The sequence below is a fragment of the Halovulum marinum genome, assembly GCF_009697225.1.
In the GTDB taxonomy this organism is placed as follows: Bacteria; Pseudomonadota; Alphaproteobacteria; order Rhodobacterales; family Rhodobacteraceae; genus Halovulum; species Halovulum marinum.
The window spans coordinates 261,688-284,712 of sequence record NZ_WIND01000003.1 but is presented as its reverse complement, the minus strand read 5'-3'; the positions used below and the strand labels follow the sequence as shown (position 1 = coordinate 284,712).

At 65.0% G+C, this 23,025-nt stretch carries 23 protein-coding genes and 1 pseudogene; 15 read left to right on the top strand and 9 right to left on the bottom strand.

What is annotated here, in order from left to right; genetic code table 11:
* Positions 1-44: 44 nt before the first annotated feature.
* The gene (gene xylA / locus GE300_RS06965) at positions 45-1,349 is read left to right on the top strand and encodes a xylose isomerase (RefSeq protein WP_154445831.1); all 1,305 of its coding nucleotides are present in this window, start codon (positions 45-47) and stop codon (positions 1,347-1,349) included.
* 77 nt (positions 1,350-1,426) lie between these two features.
* The gene (locus tag GE300_RS06960) at positions 1,427-2,419 is read left to right on the top strand and encodes an aldo/keto reductase (protein ID WP_154445830.1); all 993 of its coding nucleotides are present in this window, start codon (positions 1,427-1,429) and stop codon (positions 2,417-2,419) included.
* A gap of 279 nt (positions 2,420-2,698) precedes the next feature.
* Here GE300_RS06960 and GE300_RS22880 read toward each other — a convergent pair whose 3' ends face one another.
* The gene (locus GE300_RS22880; RefSeq protein WP_233416835.1) at positions 2,699-3,007 is read right to left on the bottom strand and encodes a hypothetical protein; all 309 of its coding nucleotides are present in this window, start codon (positions 3,005-3,007) and stop codon (positions 2,699-2,701) included.
* Positions 3,008-3,307: 300 nt separating this feature from the next.
* Between GE300_RS22880 and GE300_RS06955 the strand changes: the two genes are divergently transcribed.
* The 5 genes from GE300_RS06955 (at position 3,308) to GE300_RS06935 (ending at position 8,577) form a co-directional block, all read left to right on the top strand.
* On the top strand, positions 3,308-4,621 hold the full coding sequence (locus GE300_RS06955; RefSeq protein ID WP_233416834.1) for an ABC transporter substrate-binding protein: 1,314 nt from the start codon (positions 3,308-3,310) through the stop codon (positions 4,619-4,621).
* Between the two features lie 210 nt (positions 4,622-4,831).
* Entirely contained in the window at positions 4,832-5,704 is an 873-nt protein-coding gene (locus tag GE300_RS06950; RefSeq protein WP_233416833.1) for a carbohydrate ABC transporter permease, read from the top strand.
* Positions 5,691-6,623, top strand: a complete 933-nt coding sequence (locus tag GE300_RS06945) for a carbohydrate ABC transporter permease (protein WP_154445827.1) — start codon at positions 5,691-5,693, stop codon at positions 6,621-6,623. Before GE300_RS06950 ends, GE300_RS06945 begins: the two co-directional genes overlap by 14 nt.
* Positions 6,624-6,652: 29 nt before the next feature.
* Complete coding sequence (locus GE300_RS06940) at positions 6,653-7,822, top strand: ABC transporter ATP-binding protein (protein WP_154445826.1); 1,170 nt, start codon at positions 6,653-6,655, stop codon at positions 7,820-7,822.
* Positions 7,823-7,851: 29 nt separating this feature from the next.
* Entirely contained in the window at positions 7,852-8,577 is a 726-nt protein-coding gene (locus GE300_RS06935; RefSeq protein ID WP_154445825.1) for an RraA family protein, read from the top strand.
* 73 nt (positions 8,578-8,650) lie between these two features.
* Here the strand turns inward: GE300_RS06935 and GE300_RS06930 are convergent, their stop codons facing one another.
* From GE300_RS06930 to GE300_RS06920, 3 genes are all read right to left on the bottom strand, one after another.
* Positions 8,651-10,444: an apiosidase-like domain-containing protein gene (locus GE300_RS06930; protein ID WP_154445824.1), complete on the bottom strand. Its 1,794-nt coding sequence runs from the start codon at positions 10,442-10,444 to the stop codon at positions 8,651-8,653.
* Between the two features lie 105 nt (positions 10,445-10,549).
* Positions 10,550-11,329 carry an enoyl-CoA hydratase/isomerase family protein gene (locus GE300_RS06925; protein ID WP_154445823.1) on the bottom strand — a complete coding sequence of 260 codons (780 nt, stop codon included), beginning with the start codon at positions 11,327-11,329 and terminating at the stop codon, positions 10,550-10,552.
* On the bottom strand, positions 11,326-12,561 hold the full coding sequence (locus GE300_RS06920) for a CaiB/BaiF CoA transferase family protein (RefSeq protein ID WP_154445822.1): 1,236 nt from the start codon (positions 12,559-12,561) through the stop codon (positions 11,326-11,328). The genes GE300_RS06925 and GE300_RS06920 overlap by 4 nt, the downstream gene beginning before the upstream one ends.
* 160 nt (positions 12,562-12,721) lie before the next feature.
* On the opposite strand from GE300_RS06920, the gene GE300_RS06915 reads away from it, so the two are divergent.
* From GE300_RS06915 to GE300_RS06895, 5 genes are all read left to right on the top strand, one after another.
* Complete coding sequence (locus GE300_RS06915; protein WP_154445821.1) at positions 12,722-13,426, top strand: GntR family transcriptional regulator; 705 nt, start codon at positions 12,722-12,724, stop codon at positions 13,424-13,426.
* Between the two features lie 194 nt (positions 13,427-13,620).
* Complete coding sequence (locus GE300_RS06910; protein ID WP_154445820.1) at positions 13,621-14,397, top strand: RraA family protein; 777 nt, start codon at positions 13,621-13,623, stop codon at positions 14,395-14,397.
* An 83-nt stretch (positions 14,398-14,480) separates the two neighbouring features.
* Complete coding sequence (locus GE300_RS06905; protein WP_154445819.1) at positions 14,481-15,386, top strand: amidohydrolase family protein; 906 nt, start codon at positions 14,481-14,483, stop codon at positions 15,384-15,386.
* Between the two features lie 12 nt (positions 15,387-15,398).
* Positions 15,399-16,286, top strand: coding sequence for an NAD(P)-dependent oxidoreductase (locus GE300_RS06900; protein ID WP_154445818.1), 888 nt, complete (start codon positions 15,399-15,401; stop codon positions 16,284-16,286).
* Positions 16,287-16,302: 16 nt separating this feature from the next.
* Positions 16,303-16,599: a YciI family protein gene (locus tag GE300_RS06895; RefSeq protein ID WP_233416831.1), complete on the top strand. Its 297-nt coding sequence runs from the start codon at positions 16,303-16,305 to the stop codon at positions 16,597-16,599.
* A gap of 78 nt (positions 16,600-16,677) precedes the next feature.
* On the opposite strand, the pseudogene GE300_RS06890 reads toward GE300_RS06895, so the two are convergent.
* Positions 16,678-16,998 (bottom strand): annotated as a pseudogene (locus tag GE300_RS06890) (hypothetical protein); the annotation flags it as partial.
* 11 nt (positions 16,999-17,009) lie between these two features.
* On the opposite strand from GE300_RS06890, the gene GE300_RS06885 reads away from it, so the two are divergent.
* Entirely contained in the window at positions 17,010-17,315 is a 306-nt protein-coding gene (locus GE300_RS06885) for an oligopeptide/dipeptide ABC transporter ATP-binding protein (RefSeq protein ID WP_325063134.1), read from the top strand.
* 101 nt (positions 17,316-17,416) lie between these two features.
* On the opposite strand, the gene GE300_RS06880 is transcribed toward GE300_RS06885, so the two are convergent.
* Genes GE300_RS06880 through ectA form a run of 4 tightly spaced genes read right to left on the bottom strand, consistent with a single transcriptional unit; the run spans position 17,417 to position 21,168 of the window.
* Positions 17,417-18,853, bottom strand: a complete 1,437-nt coding sequence (locus GE300_RS06880) for an aspartate kinase (RefSeq protein WP_325063133.1) — start codon at positions 18,851-18,853, stop codon at positions 17,417-17,419.
* 37 nt (positions 18,854-18,890) lie between these two features.
* A complete protein-coding gene (locus GE300_RS06875; RefSeq protein WP_154445814.1) occupies positions 18,891-19,283 on the bottom strand; it encodes an ectoine synthase in 393 nt (130 codons plus the stop codon).
* A 4-nt stretch (positions 19,284-19,287) separates the two neighbouring features.
* Entirely contained in the window at positions 19,288-20,577 is a 1,290-nt protein-coding gene (ectB, locus tag GE300_RS06870; RefSeq protein ID WP_154445813.1) for a diaminobutyrate--2-oxoglutarate transaminase, read from the bottom strand.
* 51 nt (positions 20,578-20,628) lie between these two features.
* Positions 20,629-21,168 carry a diaminobutyrate acetyltransferase gene (ectA, locus tag GE300_RS06865; protein ID WP_154445812.1) on the bottom strand — a complete coding sequence of 180 codons (540 nt, stop codon included), beginning with the start codon at positions 21,166-21,168 and terminating at the stop codon, positions 20,629-20,631.
* Positions 21,169-21,400: 232 nt separating this feature from the next.
* On the opposite strand from ectA, the gene GE300_RS06860 reads away from it, so the two are divergent.
* The gene (locus GE300_RS06860) at positions 21,401-21,913 is read left to right on the top strand and encodes a MarR family winged helix-turn-helix transcriptional regulator (RefSeq protein ID WP_154445811.1); all 513 of its coding nucleotides are present in this window, start codon (positions 21,401-21,403) and stop codon (positions 21,911-21,913) included.
* 192 nt (positions 21,914-22,105) lie between these two features.
* Positions 22,106-22,996 carry a PfkB family carbohydrate kinase gene (locus tag GE300_RS06855; RefSeq protein ID WP_154445810.1) on the top strand — a complete coding sequence of 297 codons (891 nt, stop codon included), beginning with the start codon at positions 22,106-22,108 and terminating at the stop codon, positions 22,994-22,996.
* Positions 22,997-23,025 lie beyond the last annotated feature (29 nt).

Below are 23,025 nucleotides of genomic sequence, written 5' to 3'. Positions count from 1 at the left end.
AGGGTGCGTCCTCGATTCAGCGTCTCGTACACAAGGTAAACACCATGACCGACTTTTTCGCCGGCATCGCCCCCGTCGCCTACGAGGGAACCGAGAGCGGCAACGAACTTGCCTACCGTCACTATGATCCGAATGCGACGATCGGCGGCAAGCGTCTCGAGGACCACCTGCGCTTTTCGGTTGCCTGGTGGCACAGCTTCGCCTGGCAGGGCGGTGATCCCTTCGGCGGGCAGACCCTGCAACGGCCGTGGTTCGGCGACACGCTGGAACTTGCGAAAATGAAGGCTGACGCGGCGTTCGAGCTGTTCGCCATTCTGGGCCAGCCCTACTTCGCGTTTCACGATGCCGATATCCGCCCTGAAGGCGCCGATCTGGCCGAAAACACCCGTAACCTCGAAGAGATGGTCGACCACATCGGCCAGAAGATGCAGGCGGGCGGACCGCGCCTTTTATGGGGGACCGCGAACCTGTTCTCGCACCGTCGCTACATGGCCGGCGCCGCGACGAACCCCGACCCGGAGGTGTTTGCCTTCGCCGCCGCGACAGTGAAGACCTGCATAGATGCAACCCACAGCCTTGGAGGCGAGAACTACGTACTTTGGGGCGGGCGCGAGGGTTACGAGACGTTGCTGAACACCGACCTCGCGCGCGAGCGTGCTCAGGCCGGTCGGTTCCTTGCCATGGTCGTCGAATATGCCGAGAAGATCGGTTTCAAGGGGCAGATCCTGATCGAGCCGAAGCCGCAGGAGCCCACCAAGCACCAGTACGACTACGATGTCGCCACGGTCTACGGCTTCCTGAAGGAATTTGGTCTCGAAGACGTGGTCAAGATGAACATCGAGCAGGGCCACGCGATCCTCGCCGGGCACAGCTTCGAGCACGAGCTGGCGCTGGCCGGGGCGCTGGGTATCCTGGGCTCGATCGACATGAACCGCAACGACTACCAGTCCGGCTGGGACACCGACCAGTTCCCCAACAACGTGCCCGAGGTGGCGCTGGCCTACTACGAGGTGCTGAAGGCCGGCGGCTTCACCACCGGCGGCACCAACTTCGACTCGAGATTGCGTCGGCAGAGCCTCGACCCGGTGGACCTCGTCGCCGCGCATGTGGGCGCAATGGACGTCTGCGCGGCTGGTCTGAAGGCTGCCCATGCGATGCTGGAAGATGGCACGCTGGAGGCCATGCGCGCCGAGCGCTACGCGGCCTGGGACGATCCTGCCGCGCGGGCGATGTTGTCTTCGGACCTCGAGGAGATTGCCGCGCGCGTGGCTGCCGAAGGTATCAATCCCGCCCCCCGGTCGGGTCGGCAGGAGCGGCTGGAAAACATCGTCAACCGGTTCGTGAGCTGAGGCGGCGGGCAATTTCGATTGCCTGTCATGATTGGCGCTGCCGCGGCCTGCCGCGGTCAGCAATGGAGGTGCGGAAAATGGCATTGTCAACTCGACCCTTCGGGAGAACCGGCTGGAGTACGACAGCTATCGGTTTTGGCGCGTGGGCCATCGGCGGATCCTGGGGCGTCGTCAGCGAAACGGATGCGAAAGCGACACTTCATGAGGTGCTCGACGGTGGTATCGGTTTTATCGACACGGCAGACGTCTATGGCGACGGCCGCTCCGAACGGCTGATCGGCGATGTGCTTTCTGAGCGCGGTGGCGACCGGCCGCTCGTGGCGACCAAGGCCGGTCGCAGGCTCACGCCCCATGTCGCGGACGGCCACACTGCCGCGGCGCTGGAAGGATTTGTCGACCGCAGCCTGTCAAACCTTGGCGTTGACCGTCTGGACCTGTTGCAGCTTCACTGCCCGCCGACCGAGGTCCTCTACCGCCCCGAGGTCTTCGGCGCGCTCGACGACCTGGTCGTCAAGGGCAAGATCGCGCATTACGGGGCCTCGGTTGAGAAGGTCGAGGAGGGGCTGAAAGCGATCGAGTATCCGAACCTTGCTTCGGTGCAGATCATCTACAATATTTTTCGCCAGCGACCGGCCGGGCTGTTCTTTCCTCAGGCTTTGGCGAAAGGGGTTGCAGTCATCGTCCGCGTCCCGTTGGCCAGCGGGATGCTGACCGGAAAGATGCACAGGGACACCGCCTTCGCCGCCGATGATCATCGATCCTTCAACCGGGCGGGGAATGCATTCGATGTGGGCGAGACATTTGCCGGCGTTCCCTACGAGGTGGCGCTGGAGGCTGCCGAAGAAATCCGAGCCCATGTCGGGGCGGACGTGACCATGGCTCAGTTCGCCCTGCGGTGGATCCTTATGGAGGAGGCCGTTTCCGTCGTCATTCCCGGCGGGCGCAGCCCCGAGCAAGCGCGCGGAAATGCCGGAGCTGACGCGTTGCCGCCGCTATCCGCGGATGCAATGTCCGCCATGCGGGAAATTTATGCAGAGCGCATCGCCCCGCATGTTCATCAACGATGGTGATCAAGTGGTAGCGATCAGCTCAAACGGCCAAAGGAACCGAGGCCGGACCATGTGCGGTATGCTCTCGGCGCAGCGGGGCGGAGGGCCTGCTGTCCGACGGCAGGGCAATGCCTGATCGAGTCGGTGAAGATCATCGCATGCTGGAAGGAGGCCCGGTCGTTCCACGTACGATAAGCTCGGCAGGGATAACATGCTTGCGTGCCGGCGCTTCGTTGGTGACGGGGTTCTGCAGGATTTCCATGACGGCATCGACCATGGCTGGAACGTCGTGGCGGAGCGTCATGAGCTGTATACTTGGCCCACCTGCCTGGCTTGCGGCAGTGCGGGGCGGTGGCTCCTCCGTCGGGGGCCGTTCAGGCAGATGAACTGATCAGCTTGGCCCGCCAGCGATCGCCCGCGGGCATTGGTGCATGCCGCGCCGGCACGTTCGCCCTTGTATGCACCGTTATATTTTGATCTGATCGCTTTGCCGTTCGGCGACGTCGTGGCTGACAGACCATTGCCACAGTGGAAGATTTGGCGCGGGCGGATCACCACCGGCTCCTCCAAACGATTGGCGAAGCTTTTATTTTCAACCAACGTAAGCATTTTTTCCTTTGAATAGCCGAAAGGTGAGAACGGAGGCCATGGTGTCGTCCGGACGCGCAGGAGCCCATTTTGCGAAGCGGTGACGGTGCTGCCAGCAGGTAGGTTGCAGCATGGCGGCCACCGAATACCATGTTGACAGCTAAAAATCTTGCATACAAGATTGCTCCAGTTGCGCGCATAGATCAGCGTGCGGCTTACTGGGTGCGGATCTCCGGCGGGCGGCAGTGCCGTCGCGCGAAAGGCCACCGCTCGAGGTGGTGCCGCAACCGCCAAAGGATAAATGAGGGAGGTGCAAGACCGATGATGATGAGGAAACCGTTCAGGTGCCTTACGGCACTTCTGCTCGGCACAGCGTTCGTAGCCGGGCAAGCTCCGGCGCCAGCCGCAGCACAGGATGACCCGATCGCCGGCGAAATCCGCTTCAGCTGGTGGGGTGGGCAATCGCGGAACGAAAAGACCGACCGGATCCTGCAGCTTTTCGAGGAGGAGTATCCGGACGTCACCGTGGTGCGCGAAAATTCCGATTGGATGCCGCACTGGGACAAGCTGACCATCCAGTCGGCCGGCGGCAACCAGCCCTGCACGATCCAGATGCAGACCCGCTGGTTGGCGACTTACGCCAAGCCGAACATACTCAGGCCCCTCGACGACCTTTATGAGGCTGGCAAGCTGGATACCCGCGGCATCGCCGAGTCCGTGATCGAGTCCAGCCGCGGCGACGACGGCCAACTCTACATGATCCCGTCCGGGGTGTTCTTCTTCGGCATGATGTACAACAGGACGATGGCCGAAGAGGCCGGGATGCCTGTTCCCGAAACCTGGACCTGGAGCGAGTTCCGAGACTATCTGGAGGCTCTCGCGCCGAAGCTGCCCGATGGGGTCAACCCGACTCACAACATGGGACGAGAGGCCAATACCTTCGTCGCCTGGATACAATCCAACGGCTACGAGGTTTTCGACCAGGGCGAAATCGGGTTTCCGGTGGAGGTCGTCGTCGACTGGTTCAACTACTGGGAAGACATGCGCAAGGCCGGGTTGACCGATAGCGCCGAGGTGATGGTCGCGGATCTGGGCAGTCTGATCGAGGAGTCGAACATTGCCAACGGCCGGACGTTCATCACCGAGCGTCCGCCGAACCGGCTGGACTCGCACCAGGTCGTGCTCGACGCCGTCAAGCCGGGGCAGGAACTGGGTATCGCAACCTATCCGACCGGTGAGGACGGCACCACCGGAATGGATCTCGGGGCAAACGGCATCGCGATCGGCGCAACCTGTCCGGAGGAACTTTTGCCGGCGTCGGTCGCCTGGATCAACTTCTTCACCCAAGATGACCGAGCGGCGCAGATCTATGAATCCGACAACGGCGTAGTCGCCATCGATCGGTTTATGGAGGCGCAGAAGAACGCAGAAGATACCAGCCGCGGTCAGCGTGAGCAGATCGAGGTCTTTCAGCGCGTCGTTCCCGACGCGAAGCCGGTGAGCTGGCCGTCTGGCGGCTATGCGGCGCTGACGGAAGCCATCAATCGTGGATACGACGCAGTCGCCTTCGAGCTGATGACCCCGGAGGAGGCCGCCGAGCAGTTCATGACCGAGCTGGCCGACATGCTCGGCTAGATAGCCGGCGGCACCCGGCGCGGCAACTGCCGCGCCGGGACATATCCAGGCCGAGAAGCCGATCACCGATCAGACAGCAGGGCCTCGACGACAATGAAACCAGGACCCGGTCCCGAGAAATCCGCGGTGACGCCCGCGCCGCAAGGCGCAGCCGTGTTGCCGTCTGGCAGAGCCGTTCCCGCCGGCCGGGCCGGTACGAACATCCGGCGGTTGGAAAACCGCGCCGCCTATATGTTCCTGATCCCGTGGCTGGCGGGTCTGTTCGGTATCACGATCATCCCGGTGACGGTGTCGCTGTACCTGTCCTTTACCGATTACAACGTCCTCAGCGCGCCCACCTGGGTCGGCCTGGAGAATTACGAGAAGCTGATTTCCGGCGACCGGCGCTACGAGAACTCGCTCTGGGTGACGCTGAAGTTCGTGGGGTATTCGGTCCCGCTGGTGCTGGTGTTCTCGCTGACCGTAGCGGTGGTGCTCAACCGTGGGCTCGCCGGCCTGGCGATATACCGGTCGCTGTTCTACGTCCCCTCTCTGATCGGTGCCAGCGTCGGTATCGGCCTGCTCTGGTACCAGGTGTTCGGCGAACGCGGCGTCTTCAACGATCTGCTCGGACTGTTCGGCTTCGAAGGGCGCAGTTGGGTGACCAACCCGAGATATGCGCTGTCCACGGTCATCGCGCTCAATGTCTGGACCTTCGGTGCGTCAATGGTGATCTTCCTGGCCGCCCTGCGGCAGATCCCGGACAGCTACTATGAGGCTGCCTCGATCGACGGCGCGAACGGGTGGCAGAAATTCCGGCGGATCACGCTGCCGCTGCTGACCCCGGTGATCTTCTTCAACATGGTGCTGCTGACGATCCAGTCGTTCCAGTCGTTCACGCAGGCCTTCGTCATCTCGCGCGGGACCGGCGGGCCGGTGGACTCGACGTTGCTCTACACCGTGTACCTGTATCAGCGCGCGTTCCAGCACCTGGAAATGGGATACGCCTCGGCGATGGCCTGGGTGCTGCTGATCGCGATCGCGCTGTTTACGGCGCTGATCTTCTGGTCCGCTAAATACTGGGTGTTCTATGGCGACAAGTAAGACCACCGATGCCGTCGCCGCCCCCGTGTTCGAGCGCAGCTACGACACCGAAGCGCTGGCCGCAAACCGCCGCCGGCGGCGCAACAAGGCGCGCGCGAAGAAGCTCGGCCTTCACCTGATCCTGCTCGGGCTGCTGTTCGTCATGCTCTATCCGGTGATCTGGATGGTGTTCTCGTCCCTGAGGCCGGAGAACGAGATATTCGCCGATCTCGGACTGATCCCCGACACCTGGACGTTGCAGAACTATATCACCGGCTGGAACCTGTTCGGCGACAAGACCTTCGGCGTGTTCTTCGTCAACTCGTTCATCATCTGCGCCCTCGCCATCATCGGAAACCTTGTGGCCTGCTCGATGGCGGCCTACGCGTTCGCCCGCCTCAACTTCCGGTTCAAGTGGTTCTGGTTCGCGTTGATGCTGGGCACGATCATGCTGCCGATCCACGCGCAACTGATCCCGCAGTATGTATTCTTCCTGAAGATCGGCTGGGTGAATACGATCCTGCCACTGGTGGTTCCCAAGTTCCTGGCGACCGACGCGTTCTTCATTTTCCTGATGGTGCAGTTCATGCGCTCGCTGCCACGCGAGCTGGAAGAAGCCGCCACCATTGACGGCGCCACCTACTGGCAACGCTACTGGCGGATCATCCTGCCGCTGACAATGCCGGCACTCGCCACAACCGCGGTGTTCACCTTCATCAACACCTACAACGACTTCTTCGGTCAGCTGATCTACCTGACCGAAATCGACAAGATGACCGTGCCGGTGGCCCTGCGGCTGTTTCTCGACCCCTCGGGCGGCACTTCATCCTACGGCGGAATGTTCGCCATGGTGCTGGTCTCGATCGGCCCGGTGCTGGGGTTCTTCCTGGCTTCGCAGCGGCTGCTGGTCCGCGGCATCGCCACCACCGGCTTCAAATGATCTCGACGATGCGGAAGGAAAATCGCTAGATGGCACGCGTTTCGCTTCAGAATCTCACCAAAACCTACGCCGGTGGTTATCTGCGCGCGGTCGACGGGCTGAATGTCGACATCGCCGATGGCGAATTCCTGGTGCTGGTCGGCCCGTCGGGCTGTGGCAAGTCCACCGCACTTCGGATGATCGCCGGGCTTGAGGATATCACTGACGGTGCGGTGTGGATTGGCGACCAGTTCGTCAACGACGTCCATCCGAAGGACCGGGACATCGCCATGGTGTTCCAGAACTACGCGCTCTACCCGCACATGTCGGTATTCGACAACATTGCCTTCGCGCTGCAGATCTCGCAGATGCCGAGGTCCGAGATCGACGCCCGCGTGCGCGAGGCCGCGCGGATTCTGGAACTGACAGATTATCTGAAGCGGCGCCCGGGCCATCTGTCCGGCGGCCAGCGCCAGCGCGTCGCCATGGGCCGGGCAATCGTGCGCAATCCGTCGGTCTTCCTGATGGACGAGCCGCTCTCGAACCTCGACGCGAAGCTGCGGGTGCAGATGCGGGCCGAGATCCATTCGTTGCAGCACCGGCTTGGCGTGACCACGATCTACGTCACCCACGACCAGACCGAGGCGATGACCATGGGCGACCGCGTGGCACTGCTGAAGGACGGGGTGCTGCAACAGGTCGACCGGCCGACCGACATCTACAACCGGCCGGCAAACACATTCGTCGCGGCCTTCATCGGCTCGCCGACGATGAACCTCTACCATGCGGCCATAGACGGTGGTCCGACGCTGAAGCTCGGCAGCAGCGATATCCGGATCCCGCAATCCGTTTTTGACGCCCGCCCCGGTCTGTCCCGCTACAAGGGCAAGCCGCTGATCGCCGGGATCCGCCCCGAGGACATCGGCGACGCCGCCACCGCGCCGCAGCGGGATCCGAGCCGCGAGCTGACCGCCAAAGTGGAGCTTTTCGAGGATCTCGGATCCGATACCCTCGTGCACCTAGGTGTCGATGCCCAGGCTGCCGAGGTGCGCAGTTCCGACTCGCTCGACGAGATCAAGTCGAACGACGCCAAGGGCCGCTGCATCGCGCGCTTCACCGCCAAGAGCGAAGTTGCCATCGACCAGACAGTGACCGTGCAGCTTGACACCGAGCGGTTGCATTTCTTCGACGCCGAGACCGGCGAGGCGATCTGGACCTGAATTCCCAACCCAAGCAATCGAGGACAGAAATGGCCATCAGCCAAGACACCCTTGCGATCCTGCGCAAGGTTCGTACTTCCGACGTCACCGACGCGCTCGACTCGCTCGGCATGATGAACAGCTACGAGATGGATCCGCGCATCCGGCCGCTGTTTCCGGGCATCCGCTTTGCCGGCATCGCCACGACGGCGGCGTTCAACCTGATTGACGTGACCATCCCGCGGATGTCCTACGACGAGTTCGACGACCGGCAGTACAAGCGCAATCCTGACGGCAGCACCCATTCCGACGCGCTCTGGCCGGCGGGTCACAAGTTCGGCGCGCCGGACGAAGTGCATGTGATCGACTGCAAGCAGTCGCGCTGCGGGCTGCTGGGGTCGAACAATGTCCTGGATGCCGCCGTGAAAGGCACGGTGGGCCTGATCATCGATGGGGCATGCCGCGATTCCGACGAATGCATCCTGCAGAAATCGCCGGTGTTCTGCTCGGTCCGCTCGATGCGGCACATGGCCGGCCGGCTGGAGCTTGCCTCGACAAACCAGCCGATCACCTGCGGTGGCGTGATGGTGCGCCCCGGGGACGGCATCGTCGCCGACGGGGACGGGGTGATTGTCATCCCCCAGGCCGAGGCCGATGACGTCGCCAAGCGCGCCTGGAAGGTGCAGGACAAGGACCGGCGCATGCGCCGCGCGTTCTACGAGAAGCTCGGCATGCCCATGGACGAGACCGTCGCGCTGGAAGAGCGCCCCTGGTAGCGCCGCCAGCGACCGCCTGGACGGGGGCGACCGACGCCGCCCCCGTCATCCAGCCTGGCGCCGCGGTCGCACATCAGAGGGCGACCGCCTCCAGCATCAGTCCCCAATCCCGATGGTCCGGACGCGACGGCAATACGAGTTTGCCGTCCCGGCCAGCGGCTCCTGCCTCGAACCCGTCTCCCCACTTCCCGGAGCGCGGGTCAAACCATTGCCCGCGAAAAGCGGTGCCGTCGGTCAGCGACCGCAGATAGACGGGTTCTTCGCCTTCGGGCTCGAAATAGATCAGCACAAGATCCCGTTCCGGCGTTGCCGCCGCAAAGCGCCAGCCGGTGTAGCCGATCGCCTGCCCGGTCTGGCTCGGCACCACGAGGTTCGCATCGGGCACCAGTTCCCGATAGCGCGAGCCCCGCGCCTCGGCGAAGGTCTTGAGGTGCCGCACCTGGTCGCCCGAGCGCCACAGGAACGACTTCCACATCGGGTAGAGCGCCTCGTCCTCGGTATCCGCCTGCCAGATGCCCTCGGCACCATAGATCACTCCGCCGAAGCCGCCCGACAGGAAGCTGCCGTACAGACCCGACCGCACCTGCGCCAGATCGGTCTCGCTGTCCGGCTCTGCACGCAACGGATAAGGGTCACCCAGCTGATGCAGCCCGGCATAGTAGGGCTCGCCGTTGATCGCGGGCTTCGGCGGATGCTGGTTGAACATCTCGGTAAGGTGCCAGTACGAATGATGCTCGCGCATGTTGCCGATCTGGTGCAAGTCCAGCCAGCGGCACTCATTAGGGCCGCCGAAATTCGCCAGCGTCGAGGGGTTCGGGTTCGCCGACAGCAGCGTGCCGAACGGTGGCCGACCCCAGCGCTCCACCACCATGTTGCAGGGGGCATTGTAGTCCCGCCCGGGGATCGTCTGCTGGTAAGAGTCATAGTGGATCGGGCTGAGGATCGCGATGTTCGCCTGGTAGCGCGCGAAGATGTACTGGACGTATCGCGCATAGCTCTCCGGCCAGTCGTGGAACCTGCGCCACGCCTCGCCGGTATCGCGCCGCGCGGCCTCGATGAACGGCACGAAGCCCAGACTGTTCAGGTAGTCGACCTTCGCGTCGAGCACCTTGAAATACTTGGGATTGATCCGGTCGACGTCCGGAAAGACGTCCTCGAGTCCTGGAACCTTGCCCGGGAATTCAAACGGCCGGCCGCCGTCGTTGTGCATGTCCTTGGCCGACTGGGTGCCCGGCTGCCGCCAGGCCGCGCGGATCCAGGTGCCGTCTTCCATCTGGATGCGCGGCGGGTGGCCGTCGTTCGCCCAGCCCGGCTGCGCTGCAAGGATGGCGATGCAGTTGAACCCCTGCGTCCGGCGGTGATGTGCCAGATCGTTCAGTGTGGCGCCGGGCGCGACAGGTTTCGGGTTGTCCGGCATCCGCAACGGGAACCGGAAACTTGGCAGCGCCCACCAGGTATCGCCAAGCAGGAAGAACGGTGTTCCGTCGGCATACTGCAGGCCGCGCCCGTCCGGCGTCGCTTGCACCATGCCGCGGCGATTGGGATTTTCGGCCAGTTCCGCCTCGGACCAGGCGCTGGCGCTGAATGCGCCCGACTTGCCGGACAGCCCCGCATCCTCGGGCGCGCTGCCGCTCCGCCAGCGCCATTTCCCGGGCGCCGTCGCCAGCACTCTCACGACGAACTCCCGCCCGCCGTTCCAGAAACCCCGGATTCGGCCCGAGAATCCCGGACCCTCGAGGTCGACCCATACGCCGACTTTGGAATAGGGGTTGTCGTACTCGCATTCCGCGGTCAGCACGATCTCGTGCTTCTGCCAAAGCTTCAGATCGGTCATCGCGAGATCGCCTTTCTGGTCGTCGTTGCTCATTCACCTACTAGGTCCGTTGGCGCAGGCGCTGGGACGGACGGGCGCGGCCCCGCCCGCAGGTCTCGGGCTGGCACTGTCGTCCGTCGCGGGCCGGAAAGCCCCGACTTACCGGCCGGACCAGTCGGGCGGTTCCTTGTTCACGAAGGCCGCAACACCGTGCCGGAAATCATCGCTGCCATACGTCTCGGCGATCAGGTCGGCGCCGTCGCCGTCTTCGCCGGTTTGGATGCGGCGGATCGCCTCCTTGGTCACGCGCAGCGTTATCGGCGCGTTTCCAAGCAATCGATCCACGATTGCCTCTATTTCCCGGTCAAGCTCGTCGGGTTTGACCACCCGCACCAGAAATCCGGAGGCCAGCGCCTCCTCCGCGGTCAGGAATTCGCCCAGCATCAGCATGCGCTTGGAACTTGCGGCGCCGATGCCGTCGACCAGCCGCCGATAGCTGGCCATCGACAGGCAGTTGCCCACCGTGCGCGCGATGGGAATTCCCAGCTTCGTGCCGCGTGTGGCAACGCGCAGATCGCAGCAGGCCGCGATGCTCAGTCCACCACCCACCGCCCAACCCTCGATCGCCGCCACCGTCGGCACCGGTATCGCCAGCAGCCGAGCCATGTGCCTGTCCATGCTTCGTTCGTATTCCAGCCCGTCCTCACCGCAGGTGAAGTCGCGGAATTGCGCGATGTCCGACCCGGCGACGAACGACCGTCCGCCTGCGCCGCGGAAAACCACGGCGCGCAGATCCCGGTCCGCCGCCAGATCCGTGCAGATCTCGTCCAGCTGGCCGTACATCGCCCATGTCATGGCGTTGCGCGCCGCCGGTCGGTCGAAGGTCACATGCGCGACAGGCCCCTCGCGCTGCAGCGTGACCTCGCCGTCACCGCTCATGATCCGAAAGCCCCCGCCGCTGCCAGTTCGCCCTGCGCACTCTCCAGGCCAAGTTCGGCCAGCAGCTCGTCGCGGTGCTGATCCAGAAGCGGCGGCGCGCAATGGACCTGCGCCGGGGTATCGGAAAGCTTGGCAGCGAAGCCAAGCGCATTGAACTCGCCTTCGACCGGATGGGGGATACGGATCGCGGCCTCGCGCGCCTGCGCGTGGTCCGAACCCAGCGCGCGGTGATAGTCATTGATCGGCCCGGCTGGCACGCCGATGTCGAGCAGTGCGCTGACCCAATGATCCGCGGGCTTCTGAACGAATATCCGTTGCAGCACCTCGGCCAGTTCTTCCCGGTTGTTCATCCGGTCGACATTCTCCAGAAATCGCGGGTCGTCCCGGATGTCTGGCCGGTCGAGCAGCCCGCACAGTTTCAGCCACAATCTCTGGTTCGCCGCGCCAATCACGAAATATCCGTCGGCGCCGCGGAACGCCTGATACGGCGCGCTCATCCGGTTTGCGGTGCCCAACGGTTGTGGCGAGTTGCCGGTCGCCCAGTATTCCGTGGACTCCCATACCGACAGCGCGACGGCGGCGTCGAACAGCGAGGTGTCGATGTACTGGCCGCGGCCCGAGCGCTCGCGCCCGACCACGGCGCTGAGAATTCCATAGGCGGCGAACATTCCCGCCCCGAGATCGGCCACCGGAAGGCCGCACTTCACCGGATCGCCGCCCAGCGTGCCGGTCGCGCTCAGCACGCCGCTCATGGCTTGCGCGATCAGATCGAAGCCGGGACGCGTCGCCCATGGTCCGGTCTGTCCGAAACCGGAAATCGACGCATAGATCAGCCTCGGATTGATCTTCGAGACGGTGTCGTAGTCCGCGTGCAACCGCTTCATCACACCTGGTCGGGCATTTTCGACCAGGATGTCGGCGGTCTCGACCAGGCGATGGAGCACGAGGCGACCGGCCTCGGACTTGAGATCGAGCGCGATCGACCGCTTGTTCCGGTTGAGGGCGAGAAATCCCGGGCTGTCCTCGCCCTTCATCCGGAAGCCCATCGACTTGCGGGTCTGATCGCCCACCCCCGGAGGCTCGACCTTGATCACGTCGGCACCCATGTCGCCAAGGAGCATGCAGCAGAACGGGCCTGCCATGACCTGGCTCAGGTCGAGTACCCGCAGCCCGTCAAGCGGAGAAGCATCGGCGGGATGTCTGGATGAGGTGCTATCTGGCGGCAACGGCATGGGACCTTTCGGTGACGGTCGTCGGTCGCGCGCGGTTTCACCTGGACTGGATTCGCCGGCGCAGTTAAGGTATCTTGCATACAAGACTGAAGCCGGGGGAAAATCAAGTGTCGATCGCGACCGCGTTGATTCCTGTCGGGCAATACGACTAGGTTGATCCATGGAAGATGCCACTGGACCAAAGCACGACGGACCGGAGAGCGGCGGGCAGATCGACCGTCGCAAAGGGCGTATGGCGACAGACGTGGCGTCCCTGCTGCGGGAGCGGATCAGCACTGGCGAAATGCCACCAGGCGAGCGGCTGCGCGAGGTTCAGCTCTGCGAGGAATTCGGCGTGTCGCGGACGCCGGTCCGCGAAGCCTTTCGCACGCTGGCTGCTGAGGGTCTTGTGGACCTTCTGCCGAACCGCAGCGTGGTCGTGTCCAAGCTGCAGGCTGATGATGTCAGGCACCTCATCGTGGTCTTCGCAGAGGTTGAGGCACTGGCTGCACGCCTCGCATGCGAGCGCATCACGGATGATGAAATTAAAGAAATCGGAAGGCTCCTGAACGAGATGGTGGACTGCCACGGTCAGCGGGAGCGGGCCGCCTATCTCAAGCTGAACCAGAAGATTCATCGCCGGACGATCGAAATTTCAGGCAATCCCGTACTGCTGGCTGTCTGGCAGTCCCTGGCGCCGCAGATCGAACGCGCGCGGGCACTGCCGAACCTCGACTCCAGCCGCTGGACCGACGCGCTTTTCGAGCATTCCAAGATGTTCACCGCGCTGGCGACCCGCGACGGTGCACAGCTGGCCGAATTGACGCGCCAGCACTTTCTGAACGCTCTGCCGTACATCAATGAGTCGATCGCCGAGTCGGCCTGAGCCGCGGGGTTCGCTGCGCCTGCCGAACCGGCAGACGGCGCAGAGAAATCGTGACTGGGGCCACTGCCAGCGTCGCGTAGGCAGTTGACAGCCGCGAAACTTGCATACAAGAATGCTCTGAAGTGGCGACCATCGCGCACCGCCACGTCAGGCGTCCGCCTGCTATTCTGCCAATCGAACCCAGGGAACCCGCCATGACCACGCAGACCTTCACCGACCGGACCGGCCAGAGCTACGATCCGTTCGACCTTCGCAAGCACTACGAACCGCTACGCGTCGTCGACGTCTGCGACGCGCTCGACGGTATCGGTTATTTCAACATCGGCCTGGTGTCCGAGGAGATCCGTCCGCTCTGGCCGGGCATGAAGTTCTGGGGTGTCGCCTACACCCTGCGCTGCGTGCCTGCGAACAAGCCGATGTGGACGCTGGAGAGCACCGAGGACATCGTCGCCGCGCACGCCCGCTGGTTCGATACGGTCGGCCGCGGCGCGCTGGGCTTCAACGATCAACTGAAACCGGGCCACGTGGTGGTCACCGATGTCGGCGGCGCCGACAACGTGGGCCTCTGGGGGTCGGAAAATGCGATGGGCGTGCTGGAAAAGGGCGGCGTCGGAATCATCACGAACGGTCAGTGCCGGGATACGGGCGAGGTGACGCTGCAGAAGACGCCGATGGTCTGCAAGAGCCGTGGCCGCACGATCATCCCCGGCCGCATCGAGGCAGTCGAGACACAGGTCCCGGTCGGAATCGGCGGCGCGCAGGTGCGGCCGGGCGACATTGTCGGGGTCGATGACGACGGCGTTGTGGTCGTGCCATACGAGGTGGCGCCAGAAGTGGCGCGCCACGCCAAGGAGATCCTTCTTGCCGACATGCGTGCCCGCGGCAAGCGCTACGAGACGCTGGGGATGGAGCGCGACGAAACCGTGGATGCGGAGGCGATCGAGCGGTACTACGCCGGCCTGGCCGCCTGATCCCGACACGCCCTACGCGCCCGCCCTTGCCGGTGCTTTTGCCGCGGGCGGGCGTGATCCCCTCATTCCGACGGTAGTTCCGCATGAAGATCATCGACGCGCATCACCATTTCTGGGACCTCGACGCCAACTACCTGCCGTGGCTGAAGGACAAACCGGTAAAGTTCCGCTATGGCGACTATCAGGCGCTCAAGCGCAACTACCTGCCGAAGGATTATCGCGCCGACGTGGCGCCGTTCGAACTCGGCGGTTCGGTATTCATCGAAACGGAGTGGGACCCGATGGATCCCCTCGGCGAAGTCGCCTGGGTGGCTGGTGTGCGCGCTGCCTCCGGTCTGCCCTCGGTGATGGTGGCGCAGGCATGGCTTGACCGCGAAGATGCGGAGGAAGTGCTCGCCGCGCATGGCGCCACGGATTTCGTGCGGGGTATCCGCCACAAGCCGGCTGCGGCCCCGTCCCCGGACAAGTTCGATCCCGGTGCGCCAGGTTCGATGGCCGACCCGGCCTGGCGCCGCGGTTATGCGATGCTGGCGTCGAACGGTCTGACATTCGATCTGCAGACGCCATGGTGGCATCTGGTCGAGGCACGCGATCTGGCCGAGGCGTTTCCCGACACGCGTATCCACCTCAATCATACTGGTCTGCCGGCCGACCGGTCGCCCGAAGGCCTCGCCGGCTGGCGCAAGGCGATGAAATTGTTTGCCGCCGCGCCCAACGTGGCAGTGAAGATATCCGGCATTGGTGTTCCCGGCCACCGCTGGTCGGTCGAGGACAACCGGGCGGTGGTGCTGGACACGATCGACATCTTTGGCCCGGACCGCTGCATGTTTGCGTCGAACTTTCCGGTCGACAGTCTTGTGGGCAGCTTCCAGACGATCTTTTCGGGCTTTCTCGAGATCACTTCGGAATTTTCCGAGGCCGACCGCCGCAAGATGTTCCACGACAATGCCGCGAACTATTATCGCATGACTGCCGACGAACCGGTCTGAGGGAAAAATCCAATGTCTGACCGTCACGACAAATCCACCCGTATCGGCATGGTCGGGCTGGGCATCATGGGCGCGCCATTGGTGCGGCGGTTTCGCGAGATGGGCGCGCCGGTCACCGTATGGAACCTCGAGCCGGAGCGCTTCGACGAGGTGAAGGCGTCGGGCGCCGAATGGGCCGACTCGCCGGCCGAGGTCTGGTCGTCCAGCGATGTGGCCTGCGTCTGCGTGCTTGGGGACGACGCCATCGAAAGCGTGTGCCTGGGCGACAGGGGCTTCGCGACAGCACTCGGCGCGCAGGTTCTGGTCGACTTCTCCACCACCTCGCCCGAAGCCACCGCGCGGGTCGCCCCGGCGCTGAAGGATGCGACCGGCGCCGAATGGGTCGACGCGCCGATGTCGGGCGGACCGGGGGCGGCAGAAGAGGGCGACGTGACGCTGATGATCGGCGGCGACGAAAAGACCTGCGACAAGGTTATGCCGCTTCTCGATCTCGTCGCCGGTAACGTGACACGGATGGGCGATCTCGGCGCCGGGCAGAAGACCAAGGTGTTGAACCAGGCGATCGTCGGCGTCAACTATGTGCTGATGGCCGAACTTCTGGCCATCGCCAAAGCGGCCGGTATCGATCCGACCCTGCTGCCGGGCAGCCTGAAAGGTGGCATGGCGGACAGCACCATTTTGCAACGCATCTATACCCAGATGGCTCATGACGATTTCGACCCGCCGCGCAGCTATGCCCGCCAGCTGAACAAGGACCTGAAGGCGGTCAGGAGCTTCGTCGAAACGCTCAGGCTGGAGCTACCGGTGTTGGCGCGCGCCATCGAGCAGTATCGCGCATACACCGAAGCCGGCAACGAGATGCAGGACGGTGCGTCGGTCTCGCGCCTCTATGAAAGCTGATGCAAGGAACGCGCCCATGCTCTTTATCATTGCCGGTCGTGACCACCCGAACGGCATCGACAAACGGCTTGAATTCCGTCCGCAGCACCGGGCGCATTACGAGGCCCTCGGCGACGACCTGATCCTGTCCGGCCCGTTCCTCGACGCGGATGGCGAGCCCATCGGCTCGATGATCATCATGCGTCGGGACAGCCAGGCAGCGGCCGACGCACATGTCGCCGTCGATCCCTATGTTACCGAAAATGTCTTCAAGACTGTTCGCGTCGACCGTTGGGAATGGTTCATGAACCGGCCGGACGGCCTTCAGGACTGACGTGCCTGGTTGGCTCGCGCTGCGGTTACCCGGTGATGAAGATAGTGCCTCGGGGCATGGTGTAGCTGGCTCTGATCGTCACCGTGATGTTCGGCACGGCCCTGCTTGATCAGGTTGCAACGCGGGCAGGCTGATGACGGGATCATCGCCCATCGGCGCGATGGTTTCCAGTGCCCTGTAGCGGGCGCGCTGGGTGGTGTTCCCTGGGAAAAGACATGAGGTCAGCACGTCGCGCTCGGCGTGGTCCATCCTCGCCGCAAGCTTCGGAACCCTGGGCCGGATCTGGTCGGCGACGCCGCGCCATCGGATGCTGGCGGCTTCCGCCGCGTCCTGGGCAAAGGCTGTGGCGATGAAGGCGGGGACGACGCGTCGCCCGCTCCTGCCGGCATGGGCCGCGATACCAGGGCCAGGTGGTCGAGGAGGGGCCGATGTTGGAGGTTTTCCGCCGTTCCGAAGCACCCTACACGGTGGCCCTGCTGTCGGCGGTGCCTGTGCCCGACCTGAAACTGCGCGCGCGAGGTCATCGTGCTGGAAGGCGAGGTACCGAACCCGGTCACCCCGCCGGCGGCTGGCCGTTCCATCCGCGCTGCGCGTACGCCACCGACATCTGCCGGCGCTTTGAACCGGCCGTGCAGCAGAACGGGCCGGCCCGGGTGCAGTGCCCCACGTCGACCGGATCGAGCGGGGGGCATCAGCTGAAACGCCTGTCGGGATAGCGGCGCGGGGCACGGGTGGTGCCGGCACGGCAGCCCGCACATCAATGAACCGGCCGGATCCGCGCGGATCCGGCCGGTTCAGGCAAAGCTTTCCCGGCGGCTCAGGCCGCCTTTTCCAGCGAACCGTGGCCCGCGGCACCGATCAGCGCCTCGTGAAGCACCGCGACCGCCCGGTCGGCAGCTTCGCGCGACACCGCGAACTGGGCATCGACATTGCGCGGCGTCTGGTGCGCGGCGATCACCTCGATGTCCGCCGTCTCCAGCGCCACGAGACCGCGGCTGAGCACCCGCAGGCCGGACAGATCGCTGCCGATGGCCGAGACGATCGACACCGCCCGCGCGCTCAGATGCGCCGACGGGTAGATGGCTTCCAGATCGGAAATGACCCGGCGCACGGTCTTCAGCGACGCCTCGACATAGTGGGTGATCGTGTTCGCGTTCGAGGTCTTGGACACGATGCGGACGTTGTGGCGCTTGAGCACTTCCAGCGTCGTCGCGTCGTAGCCCTTCACCCCGACCATGTCCTGTTCGAACAGCTCCAGCGCGACCACGTTCAGGCCGGTCACGATCTCGACCGCGGGCGTGTTCGCCGGCTTGTCGTCGATCAGCGTGCCCGGATCGCCCGGATCGAAGGCGTTCGTCACCCGCAGCGGGATGTCCGACTGGCGCAGGATCTTGGCGGCGTTCGGGTGGATCGCCTCCATCCCCATGTTGGCCAGCTGGTCGGCCACGTCGTAGTTGGTGTGGCCCAGCTTGCGCACCGCGTCCGCGCCGACCAGCCTGGGGTCGGCCGAGGACAGGTGGAATTCCTTGTGGATGATCGCCTGCGCGGCGCCGGTCCAGGCGGCGATGTTCGAGAACGTGACTTCGGAATAGCCGCGGTCGTACTCGCGCATCAGCCCCTCGGCGCACTGTGCGTAGCCGGTGACGATCGGCAACTCGCGCGCCAGATCGACGTCGCGCAGGGCCGCGGCGATGCGCTGCTCCAGCGTGTACTCGTCCTCGTCGCGCCAGCCGCTCAGATCGACGAAGCGCGCGTTGACGCCGGCCCGCTGCAGCAGCAGGCTGGTGACGAAGGCGGAATGCGCCTCGCCCAGGCCCGACAGCAGCTCGCGCACCACCATCATGTGGCTCGACAGCCGGAAGTGCCCGTAGGAGCACAACCGCTGCAGGTCGAACAGGCAGCTGCGGGCGCCCTCGATCCGGTCGCGCACGAAATCGTCGGCAAGCGCCAGATCGCCGGCATCCGACAGCACGGCATGGTGCGCCGCGTTCATGGCTTCGGCCACCCGCGACAGCGCCGAAAGCCATCCGTGGTCGTCGTCGTCGTTGGCGAACAGGGCATAGACCCCGGGGGTGCCGCTTTTCTTGTGTTCCAGCAGCAGGTCGGTGATGCCGCCGAAGGCCGAGACCACGAAGATGCGGTGGTACAGATCGCCGCCCCTGCGGCCGCCAATGAACAGCGTGTCCACAAGCTCGTGGATGCGGCTCATGGAGGTGCCGCCGATCTTCTCGACTGTGTGTTCGGGAAATGTCACGTGTACTCTCCACCCAGCCGTGCGGCCGGGCCCTCTGTCAGCTGTGTTCGAGCGCATACGAGCCGTCGGCCTGGTGGACCTCGCGGCCGGTCACCGGCGGGTTGAAGCAGCAGGCCATCACCAGCTCCTCCTCGGCGCGCAGGACATGGCGGTCGTTCAGGTTCAGCGCGTACATCACGCCCGGCCGGATCTGGTGCGTCTCGCCGGTGGCGACATCGGTGATCGAGCCGGTGCCGCTCATGCAGTAAACGCTCTCGAAGTGGTTCTTGTACTCGAACTCGTGCTCCGATCCGGGCTGCAGCGTGGTGATGTGGAACGAGAAGCCCATGCCGTCGTCGGCCAGCAGCATGCGGACCGAGGTCCAGTGCGCATCCGAGACCACGCGGTTCGGCTCGTTCTTACGGATCTGGTTCAGGTCGCGTACGATCATCGGCTCACTCCGCGGCGATGGTGGCGTCGGACGCGGTGATCTCGCGCGCGGATTCGAGCAGGATCTCCAGACCCCTGGCAAAGGTCGCGTCAGGCGTGGTCAGCGGCGCCAGCACCTTCACCACCTGGTCGTCCGGACCCGAGGTCTCGATGATCAGGCCCTTCTCGAAGGCGCGGCCGCAGATGGCGGCGGCCAGCTCGCCGCTGCCGACGTCGACACCCTGCATCAGCCCGCGGCCCTTGAGGAACGCACCCGGCACCATGTCGGCCAGCTTGCGCAGCGCGCCGGTCAGCACCTCGGCCTTGGTGGCGAGCCCGTTCTGGAACGTCTTGTCGGCCCAGAACTTCTCGATCGCCACGCGAGCGGTGACGAAGGCGTGGGTATTTCCGCGGAAGGTGCCGTTGTGCTCGGCCGGTCCGAACACGTCCTGCTCGGGGCGGACCAGCACCATCGCGAACGGCAGGCCGAAGCCCGATGCCGATTTCGCCATGGTCACGACGTCCGGGGTGACGCCCATCTCCTCGAACGAGAAGAAGGTGCCGGTGCGGCCGCAGCCGGCCTGGATGTCGTCGACGATCAGCAGCGCGCCGTGGTCCTTGGCGATCTGGGCGACGCGGCGCACCCATTCGGGGCTGGCGGCGGTCAGTCCGCCTTCGCCCTGCACCGTCTCGAGCAGGATCGCGGCCGGCGCGTCGATGCCGCTGGAGGCGTCGTTCAGCATCGTCTCCAGCAGCGCGGCGGTGTCGGCCTCGCCCATGTAGCCGTCGTAGGGCAGGCGGGTGACGCCGTTCAGCGGCATCGCCGCGCCGCCGCGGTGATAGCCGTTGCCGGTCGCCGCCAGCGCCCCCATGGTCACGCCATGAAAGCCGTTGGTGAAGGCGACGATGTTGCTGCGGCCGGTGACCTTGCGGGCGATCTTCATCGCCGCCTCGACGGCGTTGGCGCCGGTCGGGCCGGTGAACATCACCCGGTGGTCCATGTCGCGCGGCTTCAGGATGTGACGCTCGAACGCCTCCAGAAAGCCGGCCTTGGTGTTCGTGTGCATGTCGAGGCCGTGGGCGATGCCGTCGGCGCTGATGTGCTCGATCAGGGCGGCCTTCATGTCCGGATCGTTGTGCCCGTAGTTCAGCGACGAGCAGCCGGCCAGAAAGTCGATGTAATCGCGGCCGCCGGCGTCGGTCATGATCGCGCCGCTGGCGGATGTGAAGACGGTATCGAAGCCCCGGCAGTAGCTGCGGGCTTCGGATTCGCGTCGCTCAAAGATGGTCTTATCGGCTGACGAGTCAGTCGGCATGGGTATGTCCTTTGTCGGATGGATTCGCTGCGCGGCGGTGGCGCAGGCGGGTCAGGCGGCCTTGCGCGCCTGTACCCGCAGGTCGATGGTGACCATGTTCTCGGTATCGTGCTTGCCCTGGAAGTGATCTTCCTCGGTGAAGTGGGGCGCGGACTTCAGCGTGCCGCCCTGCTTCTCGGCAAAACGGCGGAACAGCGCCCAGGAGGCGGCGTTGTCGCCGGTGATGGTGGTCTGCAGCCGCTCGATCCCGGCGCAGGCGTCGCGGTCCTTCAGGTGGGCCAGCATCTTCTGGCCCAGACCCATGCCGCGTGCCTTCGGCGAAACCGCGACCTGCCACACGAACAGCGTGCCGCTGTCGTCCGGCAGCATGTAGCCCGAAACCCAGCCGACGACCTGGCCGTCGGCTTCGGCGACGACGCAGGTGTCGCGGAAATGGTCGCACTGGATCAGGTTGCAGTACATGGAGTTCTCGTCCAGCGGCTTGCAGGCCTTCACCAGGTTCCAGATCGCGGCGCCGTCCTCGGCACGGGGCTTGCGCAGCGTCGCCTGAGGCTGCGCCGGCTTCCGAAGAAGTTCGAGCGATTTGACCATGTGGGGATGCCCTCCAAATTGCTTTGGTAGGCTAAATAGCATCGCCCCAACTTCCTTTCAATGGCTAAGGAAAATTTTGTGCGTTTGTCGGCGGATATGCGCATATTGCAGTGAAATCCGTTGGTTGGGCGTGAAAAATGCTTAGAAATACGAAAGTTTTCGCTTAGTCAATCTTGTTGATTTTCGACCGGCCATCTGCCAAGGTATGCGGTCTGTCGCAAAAGGGGATGGAATGAACCGGGCGGATGCCAGTCTGATCGCGATTCGGCGCATCCTGCGCGCGACCGAGCAGTTCGGCCGGGAACTGGCGCAGTCTGCCGGTCTGACCCCGGTCCAGTTCCGCGTGCTGCAGATTGTGGCCGAGCGCGGCGACAGCACCGCGACGGCGATCGCCCAGCGGATGCATGTGTCGCAGGCCACCGTGACGTCGCTGGTCGACCGGCTGGTGCGGCAGGGCATGGTGGTGCGCGAGAAATCCCGCACCGACCGCAGGCAGACGAACATCCTGATCACCGACAAGGGCCGGCGGACGATCGAGGACGCCCCCGACCCGCTGCACCAGCGCTACGTCGACGAGTTTCTGGCGATGGAGGACTGGGAGCAGGCGATGATCGTCGCCGCGCTGGAGCGGGTCGCCGCCATGCTGGACGCCAAGGACATGGACGCATCGCCGGTGCTCGACGCCCGCGACATCCGTCACGAGATCCGCGACGAGCCCGCCGAGGAGCCGCACGCGGCAGGCTGAACGACAACCGGGCTGCCGCGCTCGAATTCGTCTGCACCGTACGCCGAGCCGGCTCCTCCGCATGTACCGATCCAGCACCGACCACGGTAGTGCAACGTCACTCGCCGCCCTTGCGCCGCAGCGCGCCGCCGGTTAGCGAGAGGCCCTGTCCCGCCGTGCGGACCGCGCCGGGACATCGGGGGAGCGGCGGCCATGACCATATTCAACGTCGGATCGATCAACTGGGACCGCGTGCTGCGGGTGCCGCGCTTTCCCGCCCCGGGCGAGACGCTGAGCGCGGTATCGGTCTCCACCGGCCTCGGCGGCAAGGGGCTGAACCAGTCCGTCGCCATCTCCGCGGCGCAGGGCAGCGTCGTGCATGTCGGCGCGGTCGGCGCCGGCGACGAGAAGGTGCTGCGGATGATCGCCGCGTCGGGCGTGGACTGCGGCGCCATCGCCGAGGTGGACGGGGTCGAGACCGGTAGCGCGACGATCCTGGTCGACGCCAGCGGCGAGAATCTCATCGTCCTCGACGTGGGGGCGAACGCGCACCTGTCCGACGGCGCGGTCGCGGCCGCGTTGGCGGGGGCCGGCGCCGGCGACTGGCTGCTGTTCCAGAACGAGACCAACCAGGCGCGGTTCTGTGCCGCCGAAGCGCGGCGCCGGGGGCTGAAGGTGGCGTTTTCCGCCGCACCCTTCGTTGCCGGCACCGTCGCGGAACTGCTGGATCACGTCGATCTGCTGTCCGTCAACGAGGTCGAGTTGCGGCAGCTCGAGGACGCGGTCGGTGGCGCGGACCGGTTGCCGGCGGGCGTCGATCTGCTGGTCACCAGGGGGGCGCAGGGGGCCGAATATCGCGCTGCCGGGGGGCAGGTGGTCTCGGTGGCGGCGCATGACGTGACGCCGGTGGACACCACCGGCGCGGGGGATACCTTTCTCGGCTATTTCCTCGCCGCGCTCGACGCCGGAGATGACGTGCGCGCGGCGCTCGAGCTGGCCGGCGCGGCGGCGGCGCTGCAGATCGGCAGGGCAGGGGCCGCCGCGGCGATCCCGACACGGGCCGAGGTGGCGCGGTTCCTGGACGCCGCCGCCCGCGCGGTCTGAGGCAGGCCGCGGGGCCGCGTTTCACGATA

Bases quoted from the DNA above. Each gene is read 5' to 3' on its own strand.
- xylA (WP_154445831.1), top strand. From the start codon at position 45: ATGACCGACTTTTTCGCCGGCATCGCCCCCGTCGCCTACGAGGGAACC.
- GE300_RS06960 (WP_154445830.1), top strand. From the start codon at position 1,427: ATGGCATTGTCAACTCGACCCTTCGGGAGAACCGGCTGGAGTACGACA.
- GE300_RS22880 (WP_233416835.1), bottom strand. From the start codon at position 3,007: ATGCTTACGTTGGTTGAAAATAAAAGCTTCGCCAATCGTTTGGAGGAG.
- GE300_RS06955 (WP_233416834.1), top strand. From the start codon at position 3,308: ATGATGATGAGGAAACCGTTCAGGTGCCTTACGGCACTTCTGCTCGGC.
- GE300_RS06945 (WP_154445827.1), top strand. From the start codon at position 5,691: ATGGCGACAAGTAAGACCACCGATGCCGTCGCCGCCCCCGTGTTCGAG.
- GE300_RS06940 (WP_154445826.1), top strand. From the start codon at position 6,653: ATGGCACGCGTTTCGCTTCAGAATCTCACCAAAACCTACGCCGGTGGT.
- GE300_RS06935 (WP_154445825.1), top strand. From the start codon at position 7,852: ATGGCCATCAGCCAAGACACCCTTGCGATCCTGCGCAAGGTTCGTACT.
- GE300_RS06930 (WP_154445824.1), bottom strand. From the start codon at position 10,444: ATGAGCAACGACGACCAGAAAGGCGATCTCGCGATGACCGATCTGAAG.
- GE300_RS06925 (WP_154445823.1), bottom strand. From the start codon at position 11,329: ATGAGCGGTGACGGCGAGGTCACGCTGCAGCGCGAGGGGCCTGTCGCG.
- GE300_RS06920 (WP_154445822.1), bottom strand. From the start codon at position 12,561: ATGCCGTTGCCGCCAGATAGCACCTCATCCAGACATCCCGCCGATGCT.
- GE300_RS06915 (WP_154445821.1), top strand. From the start codon at position 12,722: ATGGAAGATGCCACTGGACCAAAGCACGACGGACCGGAGAGCGGCGGG.
- GE300_RS06910 (WP_154445820.1), top strand. From the start codon at position 13,621: ATGACCACGCAGACCTTCACCGACCGGACCGGCCAGAGCTACGATCCG.
- GE300_RS06905 (WP_154445819.1), top strand. From the start codon at position 14,481: ATGAAGATCATCGACGCGCATCACCATTTCTGGGACCTCGACGCCAAC.
- GE300_RS06900 (WP_154445818.1), top strand. From the start codon at position 15,399: ATGTCTGACCGTCACGACAAATCCACCCGTATCGGCATGGTCGGGCTG.
- GE300_RS06895 (WP_233416831.1), top strand. From the start codon at position 16,303: ATGCTCTTTATCATTGCCGGTCGTGACCACCCGAACGGCATCGACAAA.
- GE300_RS06875 (WP_154445814.1), bottom strand. From the start codon at position 19,283: ATGATCGTACGCGACCTGAACCAGATCCGTAAGAACGAGCCGAACCGC.
- ectB (WP_154445813.1), bottom strand. From the start codon at position 20,577: ATGCCGACTGACTCGTCAGCCGATAAGACCATCTTTGAGCGACGCGAA.
- ectA (WP_154445812.1), bottom strand. From the start codon at position 21,168: ATGGTCAAATCGCTCGAACTTCTTCGGAAGCCGGCGCAGCCTCAGGCG.
- GE300_RS06860 (WP_154445811.1), top strand. From the start codon at position 21,401: ATGAACCGGGCGGATGCCAGTCTGATCGCGATTCGGCGCATCCTGCGC.
- GE300_RS06855 (WP_154445810.1), top strand. From the start codon at position 22,106: ATGACCATATTCAACGTCGGATCGATCAACTGGGACCGCGTGCTGCGG.